This window comes from Erythrobacter sp. 'gip.4 top 5' (genome assembly GCF_056495765.1).
Window position 1 is genome coordinate 1547385 of sequence record NZ_CP200270.1, and the last position, 16125, is coordinate 1563509.

Annotated in this window: 19 protein-coding genes; 5 read left to right on the forward strand and 14 right to left on the reverse strand. The window is 62.7% G+C overall.

The features are described 5' to 3' along the window. Positions 1–3: 3 nt before the first annotated feature. Positions 4–1512 (reverse strand): carotenoid oxygenase family protein, encoded by a 1509-nt coding sequence (locus ACRANW_RS07300; RefSeq protein WP_479431166.1) that lies wholly within the window; start codon positions 1510–1512, stop codon positions 4–6. A 132-nt stretch (positions 1513–1644) separates the two neighbouring features. Between ACRANW_RS07300 and ACRANW_RS07305 the strand changes: the two genes are divergently transcribed. Beyond that, the gene (locus ACRANW_RS07305) at positions 1645–2460 is read left to right on the forward strand and encodes a universal stress protein (RefSeq protein WP_479431167.1); all 816 of its coding nucleotides are present in this window, start codon (positions 1645–1647) and stop codon (positions 2458–2460) included. Positions 2461–2566: 106 nt separating this feature from the next. On the opposite strand, the gene ACRANW_RS07310 is transcribed toward ACRANW_RS07305, so the two are convergent. The 12 genes from ACRANW_RS07310 to ACRANW_RS07365 form a co-directional block, all read right to left on the reverse strand. Next, complete coding sequence (locus ACRANW_RS07310; protein ID WP_479431168.1) at positions 2567–3493, reverse strand: acyl-CoA thioesterase; 927 nt, start codon at positions 3491–3493, stop codon at positions 2567–2569. A 22-nt stretch (positions 3494–3515) separates the two neighbouring features. After that, on the reverse strand, positions 3516–4394 hold the full coding sequence (locus ACRANW_RS07315) for a cupin-like domain-containing protein (RefSeq protein ID WP_479431169.1): 879 nt from the start codon (positions 4392–4394) through the stop codon (positions 3516–3518). Next, on the reverse strand, positions 4391–5605 hold the full coding sequence (locus tag ACRANW_RS07320; protein WP_479431170.1) for a GNAT family N-acetyltransferase: 1215 nt from the start codon (positions 5603–5605) through the stop codon (positions 4391–4393). The genes ACRANW_RS07315 and ACRANW_RS07320 overlap by 4 nt, the downstream gene beginning before the upstream one ends. Before the next feature lie 191 nt (positions 5606–5796). Continuing rightward, positions 5797–6654, reverse strand: a complete 858-nt coding sequence (gene thiL, locus ACRANW_RS07325) for a thiamine-phosphate kinase (protein WP_479431171.1) — start codon at positions 6652–6654, stop codon at positions 5797–5799. Between the two features lie 15 nt (positions 6655–6669). Further along, on the reverse strand, positions 6670–7140 hold the full coding sequence (gene nusB / locus ACRANW_RS07330; RefSeq protein ID WP_479431172.1) for a transcription antitermination factor NusB: 471 nt from the start codon (positions 7138–7140) through the stop codon (positions 6670–6672). Beyond that, positions 7137–8432 (reverse strand): histidinol dehydrogenase, encoded by a 1296-nt coding sequence (hisD, locus tag ACRANW_RS07335; protein ID WP_479431173.1) that lies wholly within the window; start codon positions 8430–8432, stop codon positions 7137–7139. The genes nusB and hisD overlap by 4 nt, the downstream gene beginning before the upstream one ends. Beyond that, on the reverse strand, positions 8432–9118 hold the full coding sequence (gene hisG / locus ACRANW_RS07340; RefSeq protein ID WP_479431174.1) for an ATP phosphoribosyltransferase: 687 nt from the start codon (positions 9116–9118) through the stop codon (positions 8432–8434). The genes hisD and hisG overlap by 1 nt, the downstream gene beginning before the upstream one ends. Before the next feature lie 54 nt (positions 9119–9172). Beyond that, complete coding sequence (locus ACRANW_RS07345) at positions 9173–10066, reverse strand: alpha/beta fold hydrolase (RefSeq protein ID WP_479431175.1); 894 nt, start codon at positions 10064–10066, stop codon at positions 9173–9175. Then, positions 10066–10887: an SDR family NAD(P)-dependent oxidoreductase gene (locus ACRANW_RS07350; RefSeq protein ID WP_479431176.1), complete on the reverse strand. Its 822-nt coding sequence runs from the start codon at positions 10885–10887 to the stop codon at positions 10066–10068. The genes ACRANW_RS07345 and ACRANW_RS07350 overlap by 1 nt, the downstream gene beginning before the upstream one ends. A 21-nt stretch (positions 10888–10908) precedes the next feature. After that, entirely contained in the window at positions 10909–11787 is an 879-nt protein-coding gene (locus tag ACRANW_RS07355) for a pirin family protein (protein ID WP_479431177.1), read from the reverse strand. After that, the gene (locus ACRANW_RS07360) at positions 11784–12251 is read right to left on the reverse strand and encodes an NUDIX hydrolase (RefSeq protein WP_479431178.1); all 468 of its coding nucleotides are present in this window, start codon (positions 12249–12251) and stop codon (positions 11784–11786) included. Before ACRANW_RS07360 ends, ACRANW_RS07355 begins: the two co-directional genes overlap by 4 nt. Beyond that, the gene (locus tag ACRANW_RS07365) at positions 12248–12520 is read right to left on the reverse strand and encodes a BolA family protein (RefSeq protein WP_479431179.1); all 273 of its coding nucleotides are present in this window, start codon (positions 12518–12520) and stop codon (positions 12248–12250) included. The genes ACRANW_RS07360 and ACRANW_RS07365 overlap by 4 nt, the downstream gene beginning before the upstream one ends. Before the next feature lie 79 nt (positions 12521–12599). Here ACRANW_RS07365 and ACRANW_RS07370 point away from each other — a divergent pair, with 79 nt between their 5' ends. Next, entirely contained in the window at positions 12600–13193 is a 594-nt protein-coding gene (locus ACRANW_RS07370; RefSeq protein WP_479431180.1) for a DnaJ domain-containing protein, read from the forward strand. Positions 13194–13231: 38 nt separating this feature from the next. Here the strand turns inward: ACRANW_RS07370 and ACRANW_RS07375 are convergent, their stop codons facing one another. Next, on the reverse strand, positions 13232–14089 hold the full coding sequence (locus ACRANW_RS07375) for an oxygenase MpaB family protein (RefSeq protein ID WP_479431181.1): 858 nt from the start codon (positions 14087–14089) through the stop codon (positions 13232–13234). A gap of 115 nt (positions 14090–14204) precedes the next feature. On the opposite strand from ACRANW_RS07375, the gene ACRANW_RS07380 reads away from it, so the two are divergent. The 3 genes from ACRANW_RS07380 to ACRANW_RS07390 all read left to right on the forward strand — a co-directional run bounded on the left by ACRANW_RS07380 (position 14205) and on the right by ACRANW_RS07390 (position 16123). Continuing rightward, complete coding sequence (locus ACRANW_RS07380; protein WP_479431182.1) at positions 14205–15194, forward strand: AAA family ATPase; 990 nt, start codon at positions 14205–14207, stop codon at positions 15192–15194. A 64-nt stretch (positions 15195–15258) separates the two neighbouring features. Further along, entirely contained in the window at positions 15259–15672 is a 414-nt protein-coding gene (gene bamE, locus ACRANW_RS07385) for an outer membrane protein assembly factor BamE domain-containing protein (RefSeq protein ID WP_479431183.1), read from the forward strand. A 13-nt stretch (positions 15673–15685) separates the two neighbouring features. After that, positions 15686–16123, forward strand: a complete 438-nt coding sequence (locus ACRANW_RS07390) for a DUF6973 domain-containing protein (protein ID WP_479431184.1) — start codon at positions 15686–15688, stop codon at positions 16121–16123. Positions 16124–16125 lie beyond the last annotated feature (2 nt).

The following is a 16125-nucleotide window of genomic DNA, read 5'->3' on the forward strand; positions in this document are numbered from 1 at the left end:
ACGTCAGCCTTGCGCAAACCGGCGCGCGTGGAAGGCTGCATCCGCGCGCAATTGATCGTGTTCGACCCAGACCGAATGGGTACCCGAACACAGCTTGTGCGGCAGGGCGAGACGGCAGATCGGACCCTTGCTGATGTCGCTTGCGTCAAGGATTGCACATTGCGAGGTGCCGGCGTTCTCATCGATCAGGAAGGTCACCAGATACCCGTGATCTTCGGACGTGGCGCCCTTGCGCGGGATCATCGGGCTTTCGCTGGCGTAGACGCCTTCGGGCAGTTGGAAGACCTGTTCCGCGCCCGTTTCGGTGTCATGCCTGACATAGCCGTTGAACAGGAACCAGCCCGGCCGCGTGGTGGTGGACCAGACGTAGCGGCTCTTTTTCATGGCGTAGGCCGGGTTGATCATCCCGAATTCGACGATCCGGTCGGTCAAGCGTTCCTCGCGGGTTTCGCCGGTCTTGAGGTTGAAGCGCCAGCGGTACAAGCGGGATTGGAAGGAGTGTTCGTCAACATAGGCCATCATATGGCTGTAACGGCCCATGGCTTCCAACGGATCGGGCATGGGCTTGGCCTGGTGATAGCCTTCGAGGATAACCTCGTCGCCTTCTGACCCAGAGACTTCATACGCATTGGTCCAGTGCAGCACGTAGGTTGGCGATGCCTCGAACCAGCGAATGTCCTGCGCGCTCCCGTGGCGCGGGATCAAGGCAAAGCGCGTCGGCAGGCCTTCGTGAATGCGCGCGGCGTGGATGTCGCGCCCCAGCAGTTCCTCGTCCCAGAACAGCGGCATGTCGTTGAGGATCGACCAGTTTGGCGTGATCGCCATGTCATGCGGCAGGCGCGGGCCGGGCAGGGGGATCGGCGTGTAGTGCACGAGGCTCCCCGTCCGGTCGACCACACCATAATGCATGAACGGCGCGTGCTTGGAATAATTGAAGAACATCAGCTCCCCGGTCGCCTCATCGACCTTGGGGTGGGCCGAGATGCCGTCCAGCGGCACCCACGGCGCCTTGCCCCGGCTGGCCAGCGTGACCGGATCGAGCATCCACGCCTCCCCGCATTGGTACAACGTCGCATAGGCGGTGCCGGCGTGAACAATAATGTCGGTGGAGCCGGTATCCTTCAGCCCGCCATGTGCGCCAAAGCCGGGACGCACACTGGTGCCCCAAGGATCCATCAGCCCGCCCCACAGGCTGCGGCCCGCGATCTGTTCCGCCTCGAAACAATGGGTGCGCACAAAGCGGTTGCGATAACTTGCCTTGCCGCCGCTGATGTTGACTTGATGGATCATCGCGTCCCCATCAAATGGGTGATGGCGGCCCAGCGGCTGGTGCACCTGATTTTCGGTGTTGCGCAGGTAGATGCCGTCGATGTCGGCAGGGATTTCGCCTGCAATCACCGGCAGCTCGGCAACATCCATCTCCTCATGCAGCGGCGTCCAAGGCCCTGTCAGATAAGGATGGTTCGACGGCTCCAGCGATGTCTTTACCGGTGGGTGGCGCGTGATCTGCATGACGGTCTCTCCCTGCCGCCAAGATGCGCGATAGCGGGCAGGGTGGCAAGCTGCGGCGCGCAAACTTGATCCCGATCAAAGCAAACGAGGCGCTTTGCGCCGATGACAAGTATCATGATTGGGAGACACGCCATGAAATCCATCTTGCTGCACATTGATCACGACACCGCCATGCGCGCTCGCTTGCAGGTCGCGCTCGATATTGCCCGTGCCACCAATGGCCACATCACCTGCCTTCAGGCGGTCAGCTACGACGTGTTCGCGCCGGGTGATATTTACGGTTCAGCGATCGCGGCGGCGATGCCGATCATCAAGGAGAACGCGGAAAAGCTGCGCCGCCAGATCGAGACAGAGCTGGAGCATGAAGGCGCGGTGTGGGACTGGCGGTTTGTCTATGGCGTCGCGGCGCACCGCTTGCTTGAAGCTTCGCCGATGGCCGATGTCGTGATCCTCGGCCCGGCCGAAGCGCGGGCCGATGGGCACGGGCCGTCGGCTTTGGTGGGCGATGTGGTGTTGAAGGCATCACTGCCGGTGCTGGTGGTGCCGGAAAGTGCGACCAGCCTTGACGTCAGCGCGCCAATGCTGGTCGCTTGGAACGGCTCGGCAGAAGCCGCCCACGCGTTGCGTGCTGCGGTGCCGCTGCTGGCATGTTCCTGCAAGGTCACCTTGGCGAGCATTACCGAGGACAGCGATAAGGCGCAAGCGGATCTGCCGTCAACCGATGGTGCAAAGTATCTCAGCCGCCACGGGATCGACTGCGAGATCGTGGAAATCCCACGCGGGCAGGCGAGCATTGCCGACACGCTGTTTTCGGCCGCGCAGATGCGCGAATGCGGGTTGATGGTGATGGGCGCCTATGGCCATTCGCGCCTCGCGGAATTGCTGCTGGGCGGAGTGACACGGCGGATGCTGAGCGTGCCACAGATGCCGATCTTGCTGGGGCATTGATGATTTTCGCAGCCCCTCCGGGCTGCGGTGTCCTCGCTCACGCGACCTGAAGGTCGCGTCGCTGCGGGCGCGCGGTCGCGCTTGCGGCGCTGCGCATCGTGGTGCCTTAGGTCTTCGCGACCCTTTTGCGCATCATGCCTTCCTGCGCGACGCTGGCGACCAGTTCGCCGGCGAGGTTGAAGATGCGCCCGCGATTGAACCCGCGCCCACCGCCTGACCACGGCGCATCAGTGGCGTAGAGCAACCATTCGTCCGCCCGCGCATCGCGGTGAAACCACAATGCATGATCAAGGCTCGCGCCGACCAGTTCGTTGCGCATCCAGCTGAGGCCATGCGGTAGCGCGCTGGTGCCAAGCAAGGTGTAGTCACTGGCGTAGGTGATAATGGCGCGGTGGAGTTCAGGCGTATCGTCCGCGCCGGTGATGGGGGCGGCAACCCGGAACCACGAATGCGCACGCGGTTCGCGTGGTTCGCTGCTCATCCAGTGCAGGCGATCGGTGGTGCGCATCTCGATCGGGCGGGGGCGCAGCATCAAACGGCGCTGGGCATCGCTGAGCCGGTCGCCCCATTGTTCGGCAATCTCGCGGCGCTGCTCCATGTCGGACCGCAGATCATCGGGTCGCGGCACATCGGGCATTGGCGAATCGATATGTTCCAGACCATCCTCGGGCAGTTGGAAACTGGCGGTGAGGTTGAGGATCGGCATGGCGATGCCGTCATCATTCTCTTGCGCGGCGACCACCCGGCGATTGGCGAAGCTGCGCCCGTCAAAGTCGCGTTCGATGCGGTATTCGATCGGTGCGCCTTCGCGCCCACCGCGCAGGAAATAGGCATGGAGCGAATGGGCGCGCTTGCCATCTGCCACGCTGGCTTGCGCAGCCTGCAACGCCTGGGCGAGGACCTGACCGCCGAAGACACGGCCGATCCCGTCGACCTGCGGTGGCCCGGCAAAAACGTCAGCCGCGCGTTTCTCCACGGTCAGCAGCCCGACAAGGCCGGCGACCAATTCCTTTTTCGTGGGTGTCTCGCTCATACAGCAAGGCCATGCTGCGGGGTTACGTCCCCGTCAATCCCAGCTTGCGCATGATCCGGAAGGCATAGGCCTTGGCAAAGTTTTGATGCGGCCAGCGGCCCGGTGCGGCGGGGGCCAAGCCACGCTCACGCAGGATTGCGTTGAAGATGCGTGCATCGCTTTCGCGGTAGCTCCACTCGCTGCGCCAGGTGATCGAGAGGGACACCGATGGCGCGGGGCCGTTCTTCACGAAATGCGGTGCCATCACCGGCACAAACAGCGCCTCGCCCGGACTGAGCGGACATTCGGTTCCGTGAGCAATGAAAGCATCATCCCACTTCAATTCGCGCGGGCCGCCCGAATGATAGGTTTCATGGCTTTCGTCGGGAACGAAGCGGGTGTCGCCTGCGGGAAACTGAGTCATCACCTTGGTGCCGCGGATTTGCAGCAGGATGTTGTGCTCCGGATCGAAGTGAAAGGGCGTGACGGAATTGGGGCTGGAGACAAAGATGAACCCCTGCGGGGTCAGCATCGCGCCCGTCGCGGCTTCGATTTCAGGGCGGATTTCATCCAGCAGGCTCAGCAGCAGATCTTCATAGGCGGGCACTTGCTCGATATTCTTGAGCACCGCCCAGCTTTCCGACTCGGCTACCTTGCGGATGGTTTCAGCAATGGTCAGACCGTTGGAGCCGGGCTTGCCATCGATACCGATAGGCAGATCGCCGCGATTATATTCAACCGATGTGATGGGCAGACGCTCGGCTAACTGCGCCAGCGCCTCGATCTCCAGCAGCGGGTGACTGGTCAAGGTGTGGGTCAGGATATGCGGCGTTTCGGGATAATTCGCGGCAAAGCGGCGGCGCGCCGGTTCTGCGAAAACGCCAGCGGCGTGCGCGTCGGCAAAGCGGGCAGGGGCGTTCATCGGGGGCTCCTTGGGCGGGTCTCGTAAGCCATCAGCAGGCGGAACAGACCGCGCCTGATGGGGCCGCCAATGGCGATATTGCGGCTGATCATGCGGCGCTTGTCGCGCCAAAGACGTTCGATCATCGGATGGCCTTCCACCGCGCAGCTATCAGCCCATTGAATGTCCACCCGTTCCAGCAGGCTGAGGTTTTCCAATTGCAGCAGCATACCGGGCGAAAAGCGGGCATAGGCTTCGTCATAGGCGGTCTTGAAACTATAGGCACCGGGCGGTGTGATGAAGTTCACCAGCATGGCGACGGCGCGGCCATCAAGGCGCAGCGCAAGACGTTCCAGCCGACCGGCGGCGGCAGCGCCTGCCAGCGATTGTTCGAACAGGGCATGCGTATCGGGTGCGCTGGCGAGGGCGGAGCCGCCCGCGCCTTTCCATCCGGCGGCTTCCAGCGCCAGAAATTCGGCGGCCCAATCCGCCAGATCGGCGGCGTTGTGGTGCCGTTCGAAAACAAGCACGCCTTCTTCGGCCAAGCGGTTGTGCTGGCGGCGCAGTTCCTTGCGCTTCTTAGCGCTCATGGATGCTTCGAAATAGGCTTCGGCAGATGCGTCGCCGGTCAGCAGCGCGCGGTTTTGTTCAGCCACGGCGTAATTGGCACGGGGCCGGTCGGCGAGCACTCGGTCGAGCGCGGCGTTAACCGGGCCGCCTTCTGGCAGCATTGGCAGGTGCCAGAACAGCGCGCGCCGCGCCTGGCGGTCAAAATGGGCGAGGATGTCGCGCCAGAACGCCTCTTCATGCCCGGCGGCAATCAGGGGCACGCCGCAAAAGGCATTGGCATGGAGCCAGCCGCTGGCGTGCGTGACGACGTGGCGGTAATATCGGGTACGACGAACCACCGGAAGCAGGCCTGCCAGTTGCCCGTCGTGATACCACGCCTTGATGATGACTCGTTTGTCTGCACCCCATTGGCGGAGCGCAGGGATCAGGAACCACGGTTCAAAAAACGGATTGGGCTCGGTCGCGCGGGTGACGAGACGTTCCCAAGCTGTGATGAAGGCTGGCGCGGAAACCTGCTCAAAATCAAGCAGATGCAATTCGCCCAGCGCACACGGGGCCGGAGCAAGGGGCGTGCCGCCGATGCGAAAGCTGTCCGCACGTCCCATTTCCATTACCATTGACCTTGCCATGCAGCGCTGATCCAGGCGCCGGGGCATGGTCATGACATAAGGCGCTTAAGAAAGCCTCAGCGTGGCAGGGCGCTGTCCGATGCAGGGACAGGAGCAGCGGCAAAGATAAAGGTGGCCAGCGCAAGCCTTCGCCAGTGATTGCGCCATCGCCCCTGAGCCATCAATAAAGACGCCCGTCTACGAAAGTTCCCGGCACCGCCTAGCGGCCAAGAAACCGGAAATCATCAGCCGTGCTGATAGCCGAGCGTGGCGGCGCTTGCCTGCGGCGCGTCGCCCAGCAACAGCGGGGCGGCAGCGCGGTGCAGGACGGTGCCGATCCGGTGCGCCTCGACCGGCAAGCGGACGCCAGGCGATGCGGTGAATAGCAGTTCGTAATCATCGCCCCAGCGCATACAGGCGTCCGGCCGTCCATGGTCGGCGACTGGCACGGCTGCGGGGTCGATGGCGAAGGTCACGCCGCTCGCCTCGGCCATGCGCCAGCTATCGAGCAGCAACCCGTCCGAGACATCCATCATCGCACTGACATGGCGGGCGAGCGCCTGTCCTTCGGCAAGGCGCGGCATGGGGCGATTAAAGGCGGTGAGATGTTCAGTCTCGCCCTCAAAGCCAAGCATCGCGCGGCCGACCGGGCTGGTGAGGTAGATCGCATCCCCCGCCTGCGCGCCCGAACGTGACGGCACCGGCACATGAACTGCCCGTCCGATGGCGGTGAGGCCAAAGCTGCGCGTGCCTTGTGCGGCAATCGTGTCTCCGCCAAGCAGCGGTGCGCCAAAAGCGGTCAGCGCCTCGCGCAGCCCTTCCAGAAAGCGCGCATCATCACGTCCGAGCACATGGCCCAGCAGCACACCGACAGGTTCGGCGCCCTTGGCTGCAAGATCGGACAGATTGGTGGCGACCAGCTTCCACGCCACATCCGCCATATCGGCATCGGCACGAAAATGCGTGCCCTCGGCCATCATGTCATGCGTGATGACGAGGGTTTCGGCGCCGATGGTCAGCACCGCGCAATCATCCGCCAGCCCGCGCGCGCCAGGGTGCAGCGGCAGGGCGCGCAAGGCGGTGATGAAATCGGTTTCGGTCATGGTGCAGGCTATGGTCTAGCCTGCGCGCGCACCCTTGGCCACGGCATCCAGAATGCCGTTCACGAACTTGGCCTGACCATCATCGAAGAACGCCTTGGCGACCTCGACATATTCGTTGATCGTGACGGCGGGCGGCACATCGGCGCGGGCGATCAATTCGTAAGTGCCCGCGCGCAGCACTTGCAGCATGGTCTTGTCGAGCCGCGCGATGGTCCATCCGGAAGCGAGCTTATCGCCAACTAGATCATCGATCTCGTCACGCCGCGCATCGACGCCGCGCACGATGTCGTCGAAGAACGGTACCTCGGCATCGGCATACTCGGCATCATCGAAATCATCGTCATCGATGGTGCGACCCAGCCTGTGCTGGTGAAACTCATCGAGCAACCGCGCCAGCGCGGTGTTTTCCATGTGCTGCTGATACAGCGCCTGCACGGCGGCGAGACGCGCAGCAGACCGGGCTTTTGAGCGGGCGGGTTGGTTCATCTGATCCTCAGTTCCACGGACTTGGCGTGGGCAGGCAACCCTTCGGCATGGGCCAGGGTTGCAGCGGCGGGGCCGATGGCGGCAAAGGACGCCGCATCCAGCCCCAGAAAACTGGTGCGCTTCATGAAATCGAGCACCGAAAGCCCGCTCGAAAAGCGGGCGCGCCGCCCGGTGGGCAGCACGTGGTTCGGCCCGGCGACGTAATCGCCCACGGCTTCGGGCGTCATGCGGCCAAGGAAGATGCTCCCGGCATGGCGGATCGCCTTCAGAAAGGGTTCGGGATCATCGACTGCGATCTCGACATGTTCGGCGGCCAAGCGGTTGGCGAGGGCAGGGGCCTCGGCCAGCAGATCATTCACCACAATCATCACCCCGTGCGCGTCCCAGCTGGTGCGCGCGGTCTTGCCAGTGGAAAGCTGCCCGATCTGCAAGTCGATGCAATCTTCCACCTGCCGTGCAAAGCCCGCATCATCGGTGATCAGGATGGATTGCGAGGTCGGGTCGTGTTCAGCCTGGCTGAGCAGATCGGCGGCGATCCAGTCCGGATCATTATTGCCATCCGCAATTACGAGGATTTCCGAAGGGCCGGCCACCATGTCGATGCCCACCACGCCGTAAAGCTGGCGCTTGGCTTCTGCCACCCAGGCATTGCCGGGGCCGGTGATGACATCGACGGGGCGAATGCGCTGCGTGCCATAGGCCAGAGCGCCCACCGCCTGCGCGCCGCCTACGCGCCAGATTTCATCCACGCCTGCAATGTGCGCGGCGGCCAGCACCATCGGGTTTGAAACACCCTTGGGCGTCGGCGTCACCACCACCAGCCGCTCGACCCCCGCAACCCTTGCAGGGATCGCGTTCATCAGCAGCGAGGACGGATAGGCGGCGCGGCCGCCGGGCACATACAGGCCCGCCGCATCGACCGGGCGCCAGATCGCACCCAGCCGCACGCCGGCTGAGTCCACGTAATCGCGATCCTGCGGGAGCTGCGCTTCGTGATAGGCGCGGATGCGTGCCGCACCGAGTTCGAGCGCGTCGCGCAAGTCGGGGGCGAGGTCATTATAGGCCTGTTCCCATTGTTCACGCGGGATGAACCAATCGGCGTCCTGCGCCAATGTGTAGCCATCGAACCGTTTGCTATATTCGGCCAATGCCCCGTCGCCGCGCAGCTTTACCGTTCGGAGAATGTCAGCAACCTGGCCAGCAACATCGCTGTCCGATTCCCGCCGGGCGTCAACAATCCGGTCAAACTTGGCCGCGAAATCGGGTTGCAGCGTGGAGAGGATATTGATCATCAGGCGGCCCTTTTGCTGCGCATGTCGGCCTCGCGCCGGAAAGCATCGACCAAGGCGACCACGCGGGCATCGGTCTTGAGCGCGGTGCGGTTGACGATCAGCCGGGCCGAGATTTCAAGGATCACCTCGGTTTCCACCAGGCCGTTTTCCTTGAGGGTTCGGCCGGTCGAAACAAGATCGACGATCTGTCGTGCAAGGCCGAGCGAGGGAGCAAGCTCCATGGCGCCGTTCAGTTTGACACATTCGGCCTGCACGCCCGCCGCTTCGAAATGGCGGCGGGTGAGGCTGGGATACTTGGTTGCAACCCTGAGGTGGCTGACGCTGCCGGGCTCTTCTGCGTCGCCGGCGAGCCGGGCAACCGACAGGCGGCACAGCCCGATGCCAAGATCGACAGGCGCGTAAAGATCGGCGTAATCAAACTCCTCGATCACGTCCGAACCGACGATCCCGACTTTCGCCGCGCCGTGGGCCACGAAGGTTGCGACATCAAAGGCGCGCACCCGGATCAGACGCATGTCAGGCCGCAGGCACGCAAAGGCAAGCGCACGGCTTTTGGGATCGTGGAACTCGGCGTCAGGTTCCACGCCGGCGCGCGCCATCACGGGCAACGCCTCGTCGAGGATGCGCCCCTTGGGGACAGCGAAGGTCAGCTGTCCGGGATTGTCTTGTATACCGCTTCTGCTCATGATTGGCCGCGCACTTAAGGATCGCAGGCCAAAAGGGCAATGGGATTGGCGGGATCAGCTCGCCAGAAACGCCTCCATCGCCGCATTAACGGCTTCGGGCGCTTCCCACGGCACGAAATGCCCGCAATCGGGCACGTGCACGATGGTCAGCGGTTCGATGATGTTGTCCAGCCCATCGAGATTTTCAGGCGGCAAGGCCAGATCGTCCAAGCCCCAGATCACCAGCGTCGGGATTGTCAGCTTGGGCAACTGCGGAGGGGAGTAACCTGCAGGCACTTCGAACGGCGCGTCCATCAGCGGCACGTCGATCGGGCTGGCGCGGTAATAGTTGAGCATCCCGAAGGCGGCATCGCGGTTCTGCCAGTCGCGCAGCAGCGCATCACGCTCTTCCGGCTCCATCGCGTTAGGGCGGTCCCATTTGACCTCCTTCAGCAGCAGACCCGTCAGGCCATGCTCCTTGACCAGCGCATCATTGGCCGGATCGCGGAAGCCTCGGATATACTGGCTCGCCTCGCGCTGACCGGGGTGAGTGTAGAGCAGTTTCTGAAAGATCGACGGGTGCGGCGCATTGGCGATGATCGCGCGTGTAACCCGTGCGTGTTGTCCGCCCAGCGCCACGCCCCAAGCTAACGCGCCGCCCCAGTCGTGCCCGACAATGGTGAAGCTGCCGATCCCGAGAACATCGGCCAGCAGGAACACGTCACCGATCAGCTTGTCAGGCGTGTAGGCTTCAACCGCCTGTGGCTTGGACGATCCGCGATAGCCGCGCTGATCGGGTGCGATGCAGCGAAAGCGATCGGAGAAATGCGCGATCTGGTGCCGCCAGGTGCGGTGGCTTTCGGGAAAGCCGTGCAGGAAAATCAACACCGGCGCATCGACCGGACCTTCATCGACGATATTCAGGCTGATGCCATTGGGCAGTTGCACCCGTTTGAGATCGAGGTCCATCACTGCTGCTCCAGCTTTTCCATGTAGCCCTTGGCCACCATGCCCGCCATCTGATCCAGCAGCGCCTCGGGCGTGCGGCGCGCTTCGCCCATGGCCAATTCGCCGCCTTCCGCCACAATGATCTCGCGCGTCCCCGCGGCGATACCATCCAGCATGGCCCGTGCGGCGACATTGGCGGGAATGCCTTCGTCGATCGCCTTGTCGGAGCGCCCGCGTGCAGTGCCTTGCGCGGTCAGTGCGTTTTTCGAAACATTGGTGGCGACCGATCCGGGGTAGATCGTGTGGACGCTGACGCCGTTCTGCGTCAGTTCGGCCCGCAGCGCATCTGCATAGCCGGCGAGGCCAAACTTGGCCGCGCAGTAGGCCGTGCGCATCGGCACACCGACCTTGCCCGCGATCGAGGAAATGAACCCAAGCGCACCTGACCCGCGCTCGGCCATGTGCCCGATCAGCCCCTGACTGAATGCAATCTGCGCGGTGAGATCGACATCGATGATATCGCGATAGACCTGCATGGACGTCTTGAGCGCGCGGCTGCGCTGTGAGATACCGGCATTGGCAAAGGCGATGTCCACACCGCCTTTCCACGCGATGGCTCTCGCCGTCGCGTCGGCCAGCGCAGCGTCATCACGTACATCGAAGGGGAGCAGCAGGCTCTCCCCGCAGGTCGCGGCAACTTCGGCAAGCCGCGCCTCGTCGCGTCCCGACAGCACCACATGGGCGCCGCGTGCCGCCAATTCCTGTGCCAGTGCCGCGCCGATGCCTGATGATGCCCCGGTGATCCATGCCACCTTGCCCCCAAAACTGTTGGCGTAATCCATTACTCTCTCCCGAATATGATTTCAGGGATAGCTGACGGTCTTGGGCTTGTCGGGCAAGGGGATAAATTCGTGCTCGTCGCCCGGCACTATGGGGAAACGGCCCTCGCGCCAATCCTCCTTGGCCTGATTGATGCGATCACGATCAGAGCTGACGAAGTTCCAGAACACGTGCCGCTTGGTAGTGAAGGCCTCTCCGCCCAGCAGCATCACCCGCGCGCCGATCTGGCTGGCAAGACGCATCGCCTGTCCGGGTGCTAGCACCGCAAGCTGGTATTGCTCCAAGGCGATGCCATCGACCTGCGCATTCCCATTCACCAGCATCACCGCCCGCTCGTCCGCTTCAGCGTCCAGCGGGATTGAACCGCCCGGTTCAAGGAGGATTTCGGCATAGATCGTGGCGGCATGGGTGGTGGTCGGCGCCTTGGCACCCCACAATTCGCCCATGATGACCCAGGCCTTGGCGCCCTTGTCCGCTATGACGGGCAGATCGGTAATCGCTTCAAAGGCCGGGTCAATTTCCTCGCGCCCATCGGGCAGCGCGAGCCACGTCTGCATTCCGAATAGCCCCGGATTGGTGGCCAATTCGCCTTTGGGGCTGCGTTCGGAATGCACGATCCCGCGCCCGGCGGTCATCAAGTTGACCTGACCGGGACGGATCGTGGCACAGGTGCCCAAGCTGTCGCGGTGATCGATCGCGCCATCGAATAGCCACGTCACTGTCGCCAGATTGATATGCGGATGCGGACGGACCGCCACGCCTTCGCCCGTCAGATCGGCGGGCCCGAACTGGTCGACGAAGATGAATGGCCCAACCATGCTGCGCGCCTTGGAAGGCAGAACGCGGCGCACGGTAAATTCGCCAAGGTCGTGGGTGACCGGGGTGATGGTCTGGGTAATCATGTGCCGCTGTCCTGATCGATCATGGTGAGGATGGTTTCGGGAAACACCGCCTCGTGCCAATCGGCAAGCTCTGCGCGGGTAAACCAGCGGTGCTGCGTCATCAGCCGTTGCTCGGTTGCGGTGTGCCGCGTGGTGTCGATGACGGCCTCGGACACGCGAACGCGAAAAAAGCGTTCGTCTGCCTGCACCGGTTCGCCCTCGACCGTGATGAATTCGGGCGTGAGCTGCGCGATCTGGGGGCCGGGATCAGCAACAATGCCGGTTTCCTCCAGCAATTCGCGCCGTGCCGCATCCTCGAAACTCTCCCCCGGCTCGCACTCGCCGCCTGCGGTTACCCAGAAAGGGTCGCGGCCCGGCACATCAAAACGGAACATCAGCGCGCGATCCTGAGGATCGAGCACGATAAGCCGCGCCGCCCGGCGCAGGCGCAGCGTGGGGTTGAGAGGGGAGGGGTTGAGGCTCATTTTGCCGGCACGCCCGCCTTGATCGCCACCGCGTGAACCCGCCCGCCGACAATGTCACCCAGCGCTGCAATCACTGCACGCTGGCGGGCCAGCCGGTTCATGGCGGCAAAGGCTGGTGCGTCGATCTCGATGGTGAAATGCGATTCGCCTGATCCGTCGTCGCCCATGTGGCCGGAATGCTTGGCGCTATCGTTGATGATGGCCAACCGCGTGGGCGCAAACGCTTCGGTCAACAGGGCCTGCATTTCTTCGGCAACACGTCCAGTCATCACGGCATTCCTTTTTTGCAGTCTGGCAAAGGCAATTCAGGGTTGGAACTTGGGAGCCCAATCGCCATTTGCAAAGGCTATGCGTTCACCACGATTTCACGGCCGCGTCGAGAGCGCGGGGCGCCAATGCGAGGCGCCGGGCTGCGGCGACGCGGGGGAATTCCGTGCGCCCGGCGGGCGGCCTAATGGCGCCGATGGACCGGGCGATTGGCGATGGTTCTGCCTTGAGCACGTGCGTGAATTCAATGCCGGCTATAATTGGTTCAAGGGAATGAGCGACGAGGAAATCCTCGCCGCACAGTCACCGATTGCAGGGTGGCGCCCTGAGACCCGCGCGTTTCGCCCCGATGCCGGGATTGATGGCATTCCGCGCTGGGCCGATTATGCCGATCCGCTCGATGCCATTGCTGCGCGTGCGCGGGGCATTCGCAGCCGCGCCGAACGCGAAGCGCGAATGGCATCCACGGGGCGTTTTTCGCGGGAGGAAGCGCAGGCGCTCGAAACGTTGGGGTTGGGTTCCGACACCGACCGCACACGGCTCAGGCGCCGCTATTCCGAATTGGTGCGCCGGTTTCACCCCGACCGCAACGGCGGCGATCGGCGGCACGAGGACAGGCTGACCGCGGTGGTAGATGCCTACCAACTGCTCAGGAACAGCAGGGCGCTGACCTGACCTGGCGCGCGTTTCATCAGCGCGGCGCCGACGCCTCCCTAAGGACGTGGCGTCGGGGCGTCCTGGCGGAAGGCCCAGCGCAGCGTACGTCCCATGCCCCAAGTCGCCGCACGGGCGGGCAAAGCGGTCAGTCTCGGGCGTTGCAACCGCAACATCGTGCGCGCCCAGTCGGGTAGCATGGCGACCGAATCGGCGGTAATCATGGTCTGAACCGCCTGCGGGGAGCCGTTCGGCCGCTGGCTCAACACCAGTTGCGCAATTTCACGCGCTGCTACAGAGCCTTGGAGGTCATGGCGCAGTTCGCGAATAATTGCTTCGGCCTCGGCGCGGGTTTCTGGCACCGGATCGGCGCCCAAAGCGCGGGCGATCACGGCAAACTGCCGATAATACTCATCCTGATCGGCCAGCGGCATATCGGGCCGCACATGGCGGATGTATCCCGCTAAGAAGCTTTGTGCTTCGGTCACGTGAACCCAGGCCAGTGTCCGCGGATTGGTAGCTTCGTAACGGGTGCCATCGGGCAAGGTGCCGCCCACCTTGGCGTGGATGCGATTGACCCGGTCAATCGCTTTCATTGCATCATCGCGGTGGCCAAAGGTCGTGATGGCAATGAATCGCGCGGTCCGCCGAAGCCGCCCGTGCATATCTTCACGAAAATTGGAATGATCGAGCACGCCTTGCAGCGCATGGGGGTGGAGCATCTGTAGCAGCAGCGCGCGCACCCCGCCGGTCATCATCCCGACAATATCGGCGTGGACCTGGCGGATCGGCGTATCGCGGGCAAACAGTGCATCATCCGAAGGGGGAACAGGTTGCTCGCCGCCCGCCGTGTCGTTGAACATCCCGCGCACCTGGGACACCAGTTTGAGACGCAGGGATTCAACGGGATCGGCCATGTTTGCCGATATAGGAAGGATCCGGGCCGAGGGGAACGGGGATGCAAAAATTGCGAGCGAATATTGCCAAACCACCGCTTGCAGATGCGGCGTCTGCGCTTTAACCGAAACGGCGATGACTTCTGCTTCACACAAAAATGTCACCGGCGATAACGCCATGCCCAACCAGCCCGACACGACGGTCGATGTCCGCGAGGTCTTCGGCATTGATGTCGATTGGCAAGTGCCTGCCTTCTCGCACGGCGATGAACACGTGCCCGAAACGGACGGGTCTTACGTCTTCGATCCGGATACGACGCTGGCGATCCTTGCCGGCTTTTCGCACAACCGCCGGGTCATGGTGCAGGGTTATCACGGCACGGGCAAATCGACCCACATCGAACAGGTCGCCGCGCGCCTCAACTGGCCGAGCATTCGTGTGAACCTTGACGCGCATATCAGCCGGATCGACTTGATCGGGCGCGATGCGATCGTGTTGAAAGACGGGCTGCAGGTCACTGAATTCAAGGAAGGCATCCTTCCATGGGCGCTTCAGCATCCGGTGGCGCTGACCTTTGACGAATATGACGCGGGCCGCCCGGACGTGATGTTCGTGATCCAGCGCATCCTCGAATTTGATGGTCGGCTGACCCTGCTCGATCAGAACAGGGTGATTACGCCCAATCCGTGGTTCCGGCTGTTTGCCACCACCAATACGGTCGGTCTTGGCGATACATCGGGCCTGTATCACGGCACGCAGGCGATCAATCAGGCACAGATGGACCGCTGGAATGTCGTGGTCGCTCTCAATTACCTTGCGCCTGAAGTCGAACAGCAGATCGTGAAGTCGAAGACGCCGAAGGCTGATGACAAGCTGATTGCCGATATGGTCAAGGTCGCGGAACTGACCCGACAGGGCTTCATCAACGGCGACATTTCGACCGTGATGAGCCCGCGTACAGTCATCACTTGGGCGCAGAACGCGGCGATCTTCGGATCGACAGGCTTTTCGTTCCGACTCAGTTTCCTCAACAAGTGTGATGAGGCAGAGCGTACGCTGGTAGCCGAGTATTATCAGCGCGTTTTTGGTGAGGACTTGCCTGAAGGCGCTGCGAAGAAGCGGTAATTCGATTTACAATTGAAGCAATTCGGCACACGCTCGGCCCGCAGGAGGTTGCAGGGCCATGGTCTTGTTAAAACGCTTCATATCAAGCCTCAGCTTTTCTCTTGTGGCGCTCGGCTGCACGATCGCGTGCACGCCTGGTGACTATCCGGCATCTGATGCGCAATCTTACAGAGGCGATGGAACGGCGATGACCTTCGATCCAAAGGTGTGGTCTGATGAAGACGCTTGGTACGAGGCACCATACCCGCGCCGCCAGATGGTTGAGGATGTGCGCGCGCGTTTGCTCGTGCCGTCAATGTCACGGGCGGACGTGATCGCTCTGCTTGGACCGCCGACGGATACCCCGTATTTCGCAGATCATGATCTTGTGTACTGGTTGGGGCCAGAAGAGGGATTTTCGGCCGTGGATTCGCAGTGGCTGATCATAGACTTCGATGCCGACGGGACGTTCGAAAATTCGGAAATCGTGACGGACTGAAGGGGGCAAGGTCATGACCGATGGACCGATTATCCGCGGAATTTTGTCAGGCCTGACGCCAGCCGAAAAGCTCTACCTGATGACGCATCCGCATCACGTTGGCACGATAATGGAGGTCAGGGATAAGGCATCGGCCGAGGCGCGCCGCCTTTTTCCTCGCGAAGGCCAGCATAACGGGGAAGGCGATGCTTTCCGCCACTGCTTTGCATCGGCGCTGCTCGCGCGCGATCTGGGCGCGCAGAATGCACGAACTTTCACCAACGCGCATGAGGCCTATTCGGCCAACCCGCCGCGCGAGCGGGCGATGGACCTCCACAACAATGGCGTCGGCATCAGGATTGGTACGCACCGAGAAGGCACCAGCGACTCCGTGATTTCGCGGCTCTGTATGGCGGCGTTCGATGCGGGCGAGTTGATGACCGTGCCCCCTGCAACTGGCCAGCCCTATTGACG

Bases quoted from the DNA above. Each gene is read 5' to 3' on its own strand.
- ACRANW_RS07310 (WP_479431168.1), bottom strand. From the start codon at position 3,493: ATGAGCGAGACACCCACGAAAAAGGAATTGGTCGCCGGCCTTGTCGGG.
- nusB (WP_479431172.1), bottom strand. From the start codon at position 7,140: ATGAACCAACCCGCCCGCTCAAAAGCCCGGTCTGCTGCGCGTCTCGCC.
- ACRANW_RS07370 (WP_479431180.1), top strand. From the start codon at position 12,600: ATGCGTTCACCACGATTTCACGGCCGCGTCGAGAGCGCGGGGCGCCAA.
- ACRANW_RS07390 (WP_479431184.1), top strand. From the start codon at position 15,686: ATGACCGATGGACCGATTATCCGCGGAATTTTGTCAGGCCTGACGCCA.
- ACRANW_RS07320 (WP_479431170.1), bottom strand. From the start codon at position 5,605: ATGACCATGCCCCGGCGCCTGGATCAGCGCTGCATGGCAAGGTCAATG.
- ACRANW_RS07350 (WP_479431176.1), bottom strand. From the start codon at position 10,887: ATGGATTACGCCAACAGTTTTGGGGGCAAGGTGGCATGGATCACCGGG.
- ACRANW_RS07300 (WP_479431166.1), bottom strand. From the start codon at position 1,512: ATGCAGATCACGCGCCACCCACCGGTAAAGACATCGCTGGAGCCGTCG.
- ACRANW_RS07360 (WP_479431178.1), bottom strand. From the start codon at position 12,251: ATGAGCCTCAACCCCTCCCCTCTCAACCCCACGCTGCGCCTGCGCCGG.
- ACRANW_RS07375 (WP_479431181.1), bottom strand. From the start codon at position 14,089: ATGGCCGATCCCGTTGAATCCCTGCGTCTCAAACTGGTGTCCCAGGTG.
- thiL (WP_479431171.1), bottom strand. From the start codon at position 6,654: ATGACCGAAACCGATTTCATCACCGCCTTGCGCGCCCTGCCGCTGCAC.
- ACRANW_RS07355 (WP_479431177.1), bottom strand. From the start codon at position 11,787: ATGATTACCCAGACCATCACCCCGGTCACCCACGACCTTGGCGAATTT.
- hisG (WP_479431174.1), bottom strand. From the start codon at position 9,118: ATGAGCAGAAGCGGTATACAAGACAATCCCGGACAGCTGACCTTCGCT.
- ACRANW_RS07345 (WP_479431175.1), bottom strand. From the start codon at position 10,066: ATGGACCTCGATCTCAAACGGGTGCAACTGCCCAATGGCATCAGCCTG.
- ACRANW_RS07380 (WP_479431182.1), top strand. From the start codon at position 14,205: ATGACTTCTGCTTCACACAAAAATGTCACCGGCGATAACGCCATGCCC.
- ACRANW_RS07305 (WP_479431167.1), top strand. From the start codon at position 1,645: ATGAAATCCATCTTGCTGCACATTGATCACGACACCGCCATGCGCGCT.
- ACRANW_RS07315 (WP_479431169.1), bottom strand. From the start codon at position 4,394: ATGAACGCCCCTGCCCGCTTTGCCGACGCGCACGCCGCTGGCGTTTTC.
- hisD (WP_479431173.1), bottom strand. From the start codon at position 8,432: ATGATCAATATCCTCTCCACGCTGCAACCCGATTTCGCGGCCAAGTTT.
- ACRANW_RS07365 (WP_479431179.1), bottom strand. From the start codon at position 12,520: ATGACTGGACGTGTTGCCGAAGAAATGCAGGCCCTGTTGACCGAAGCG.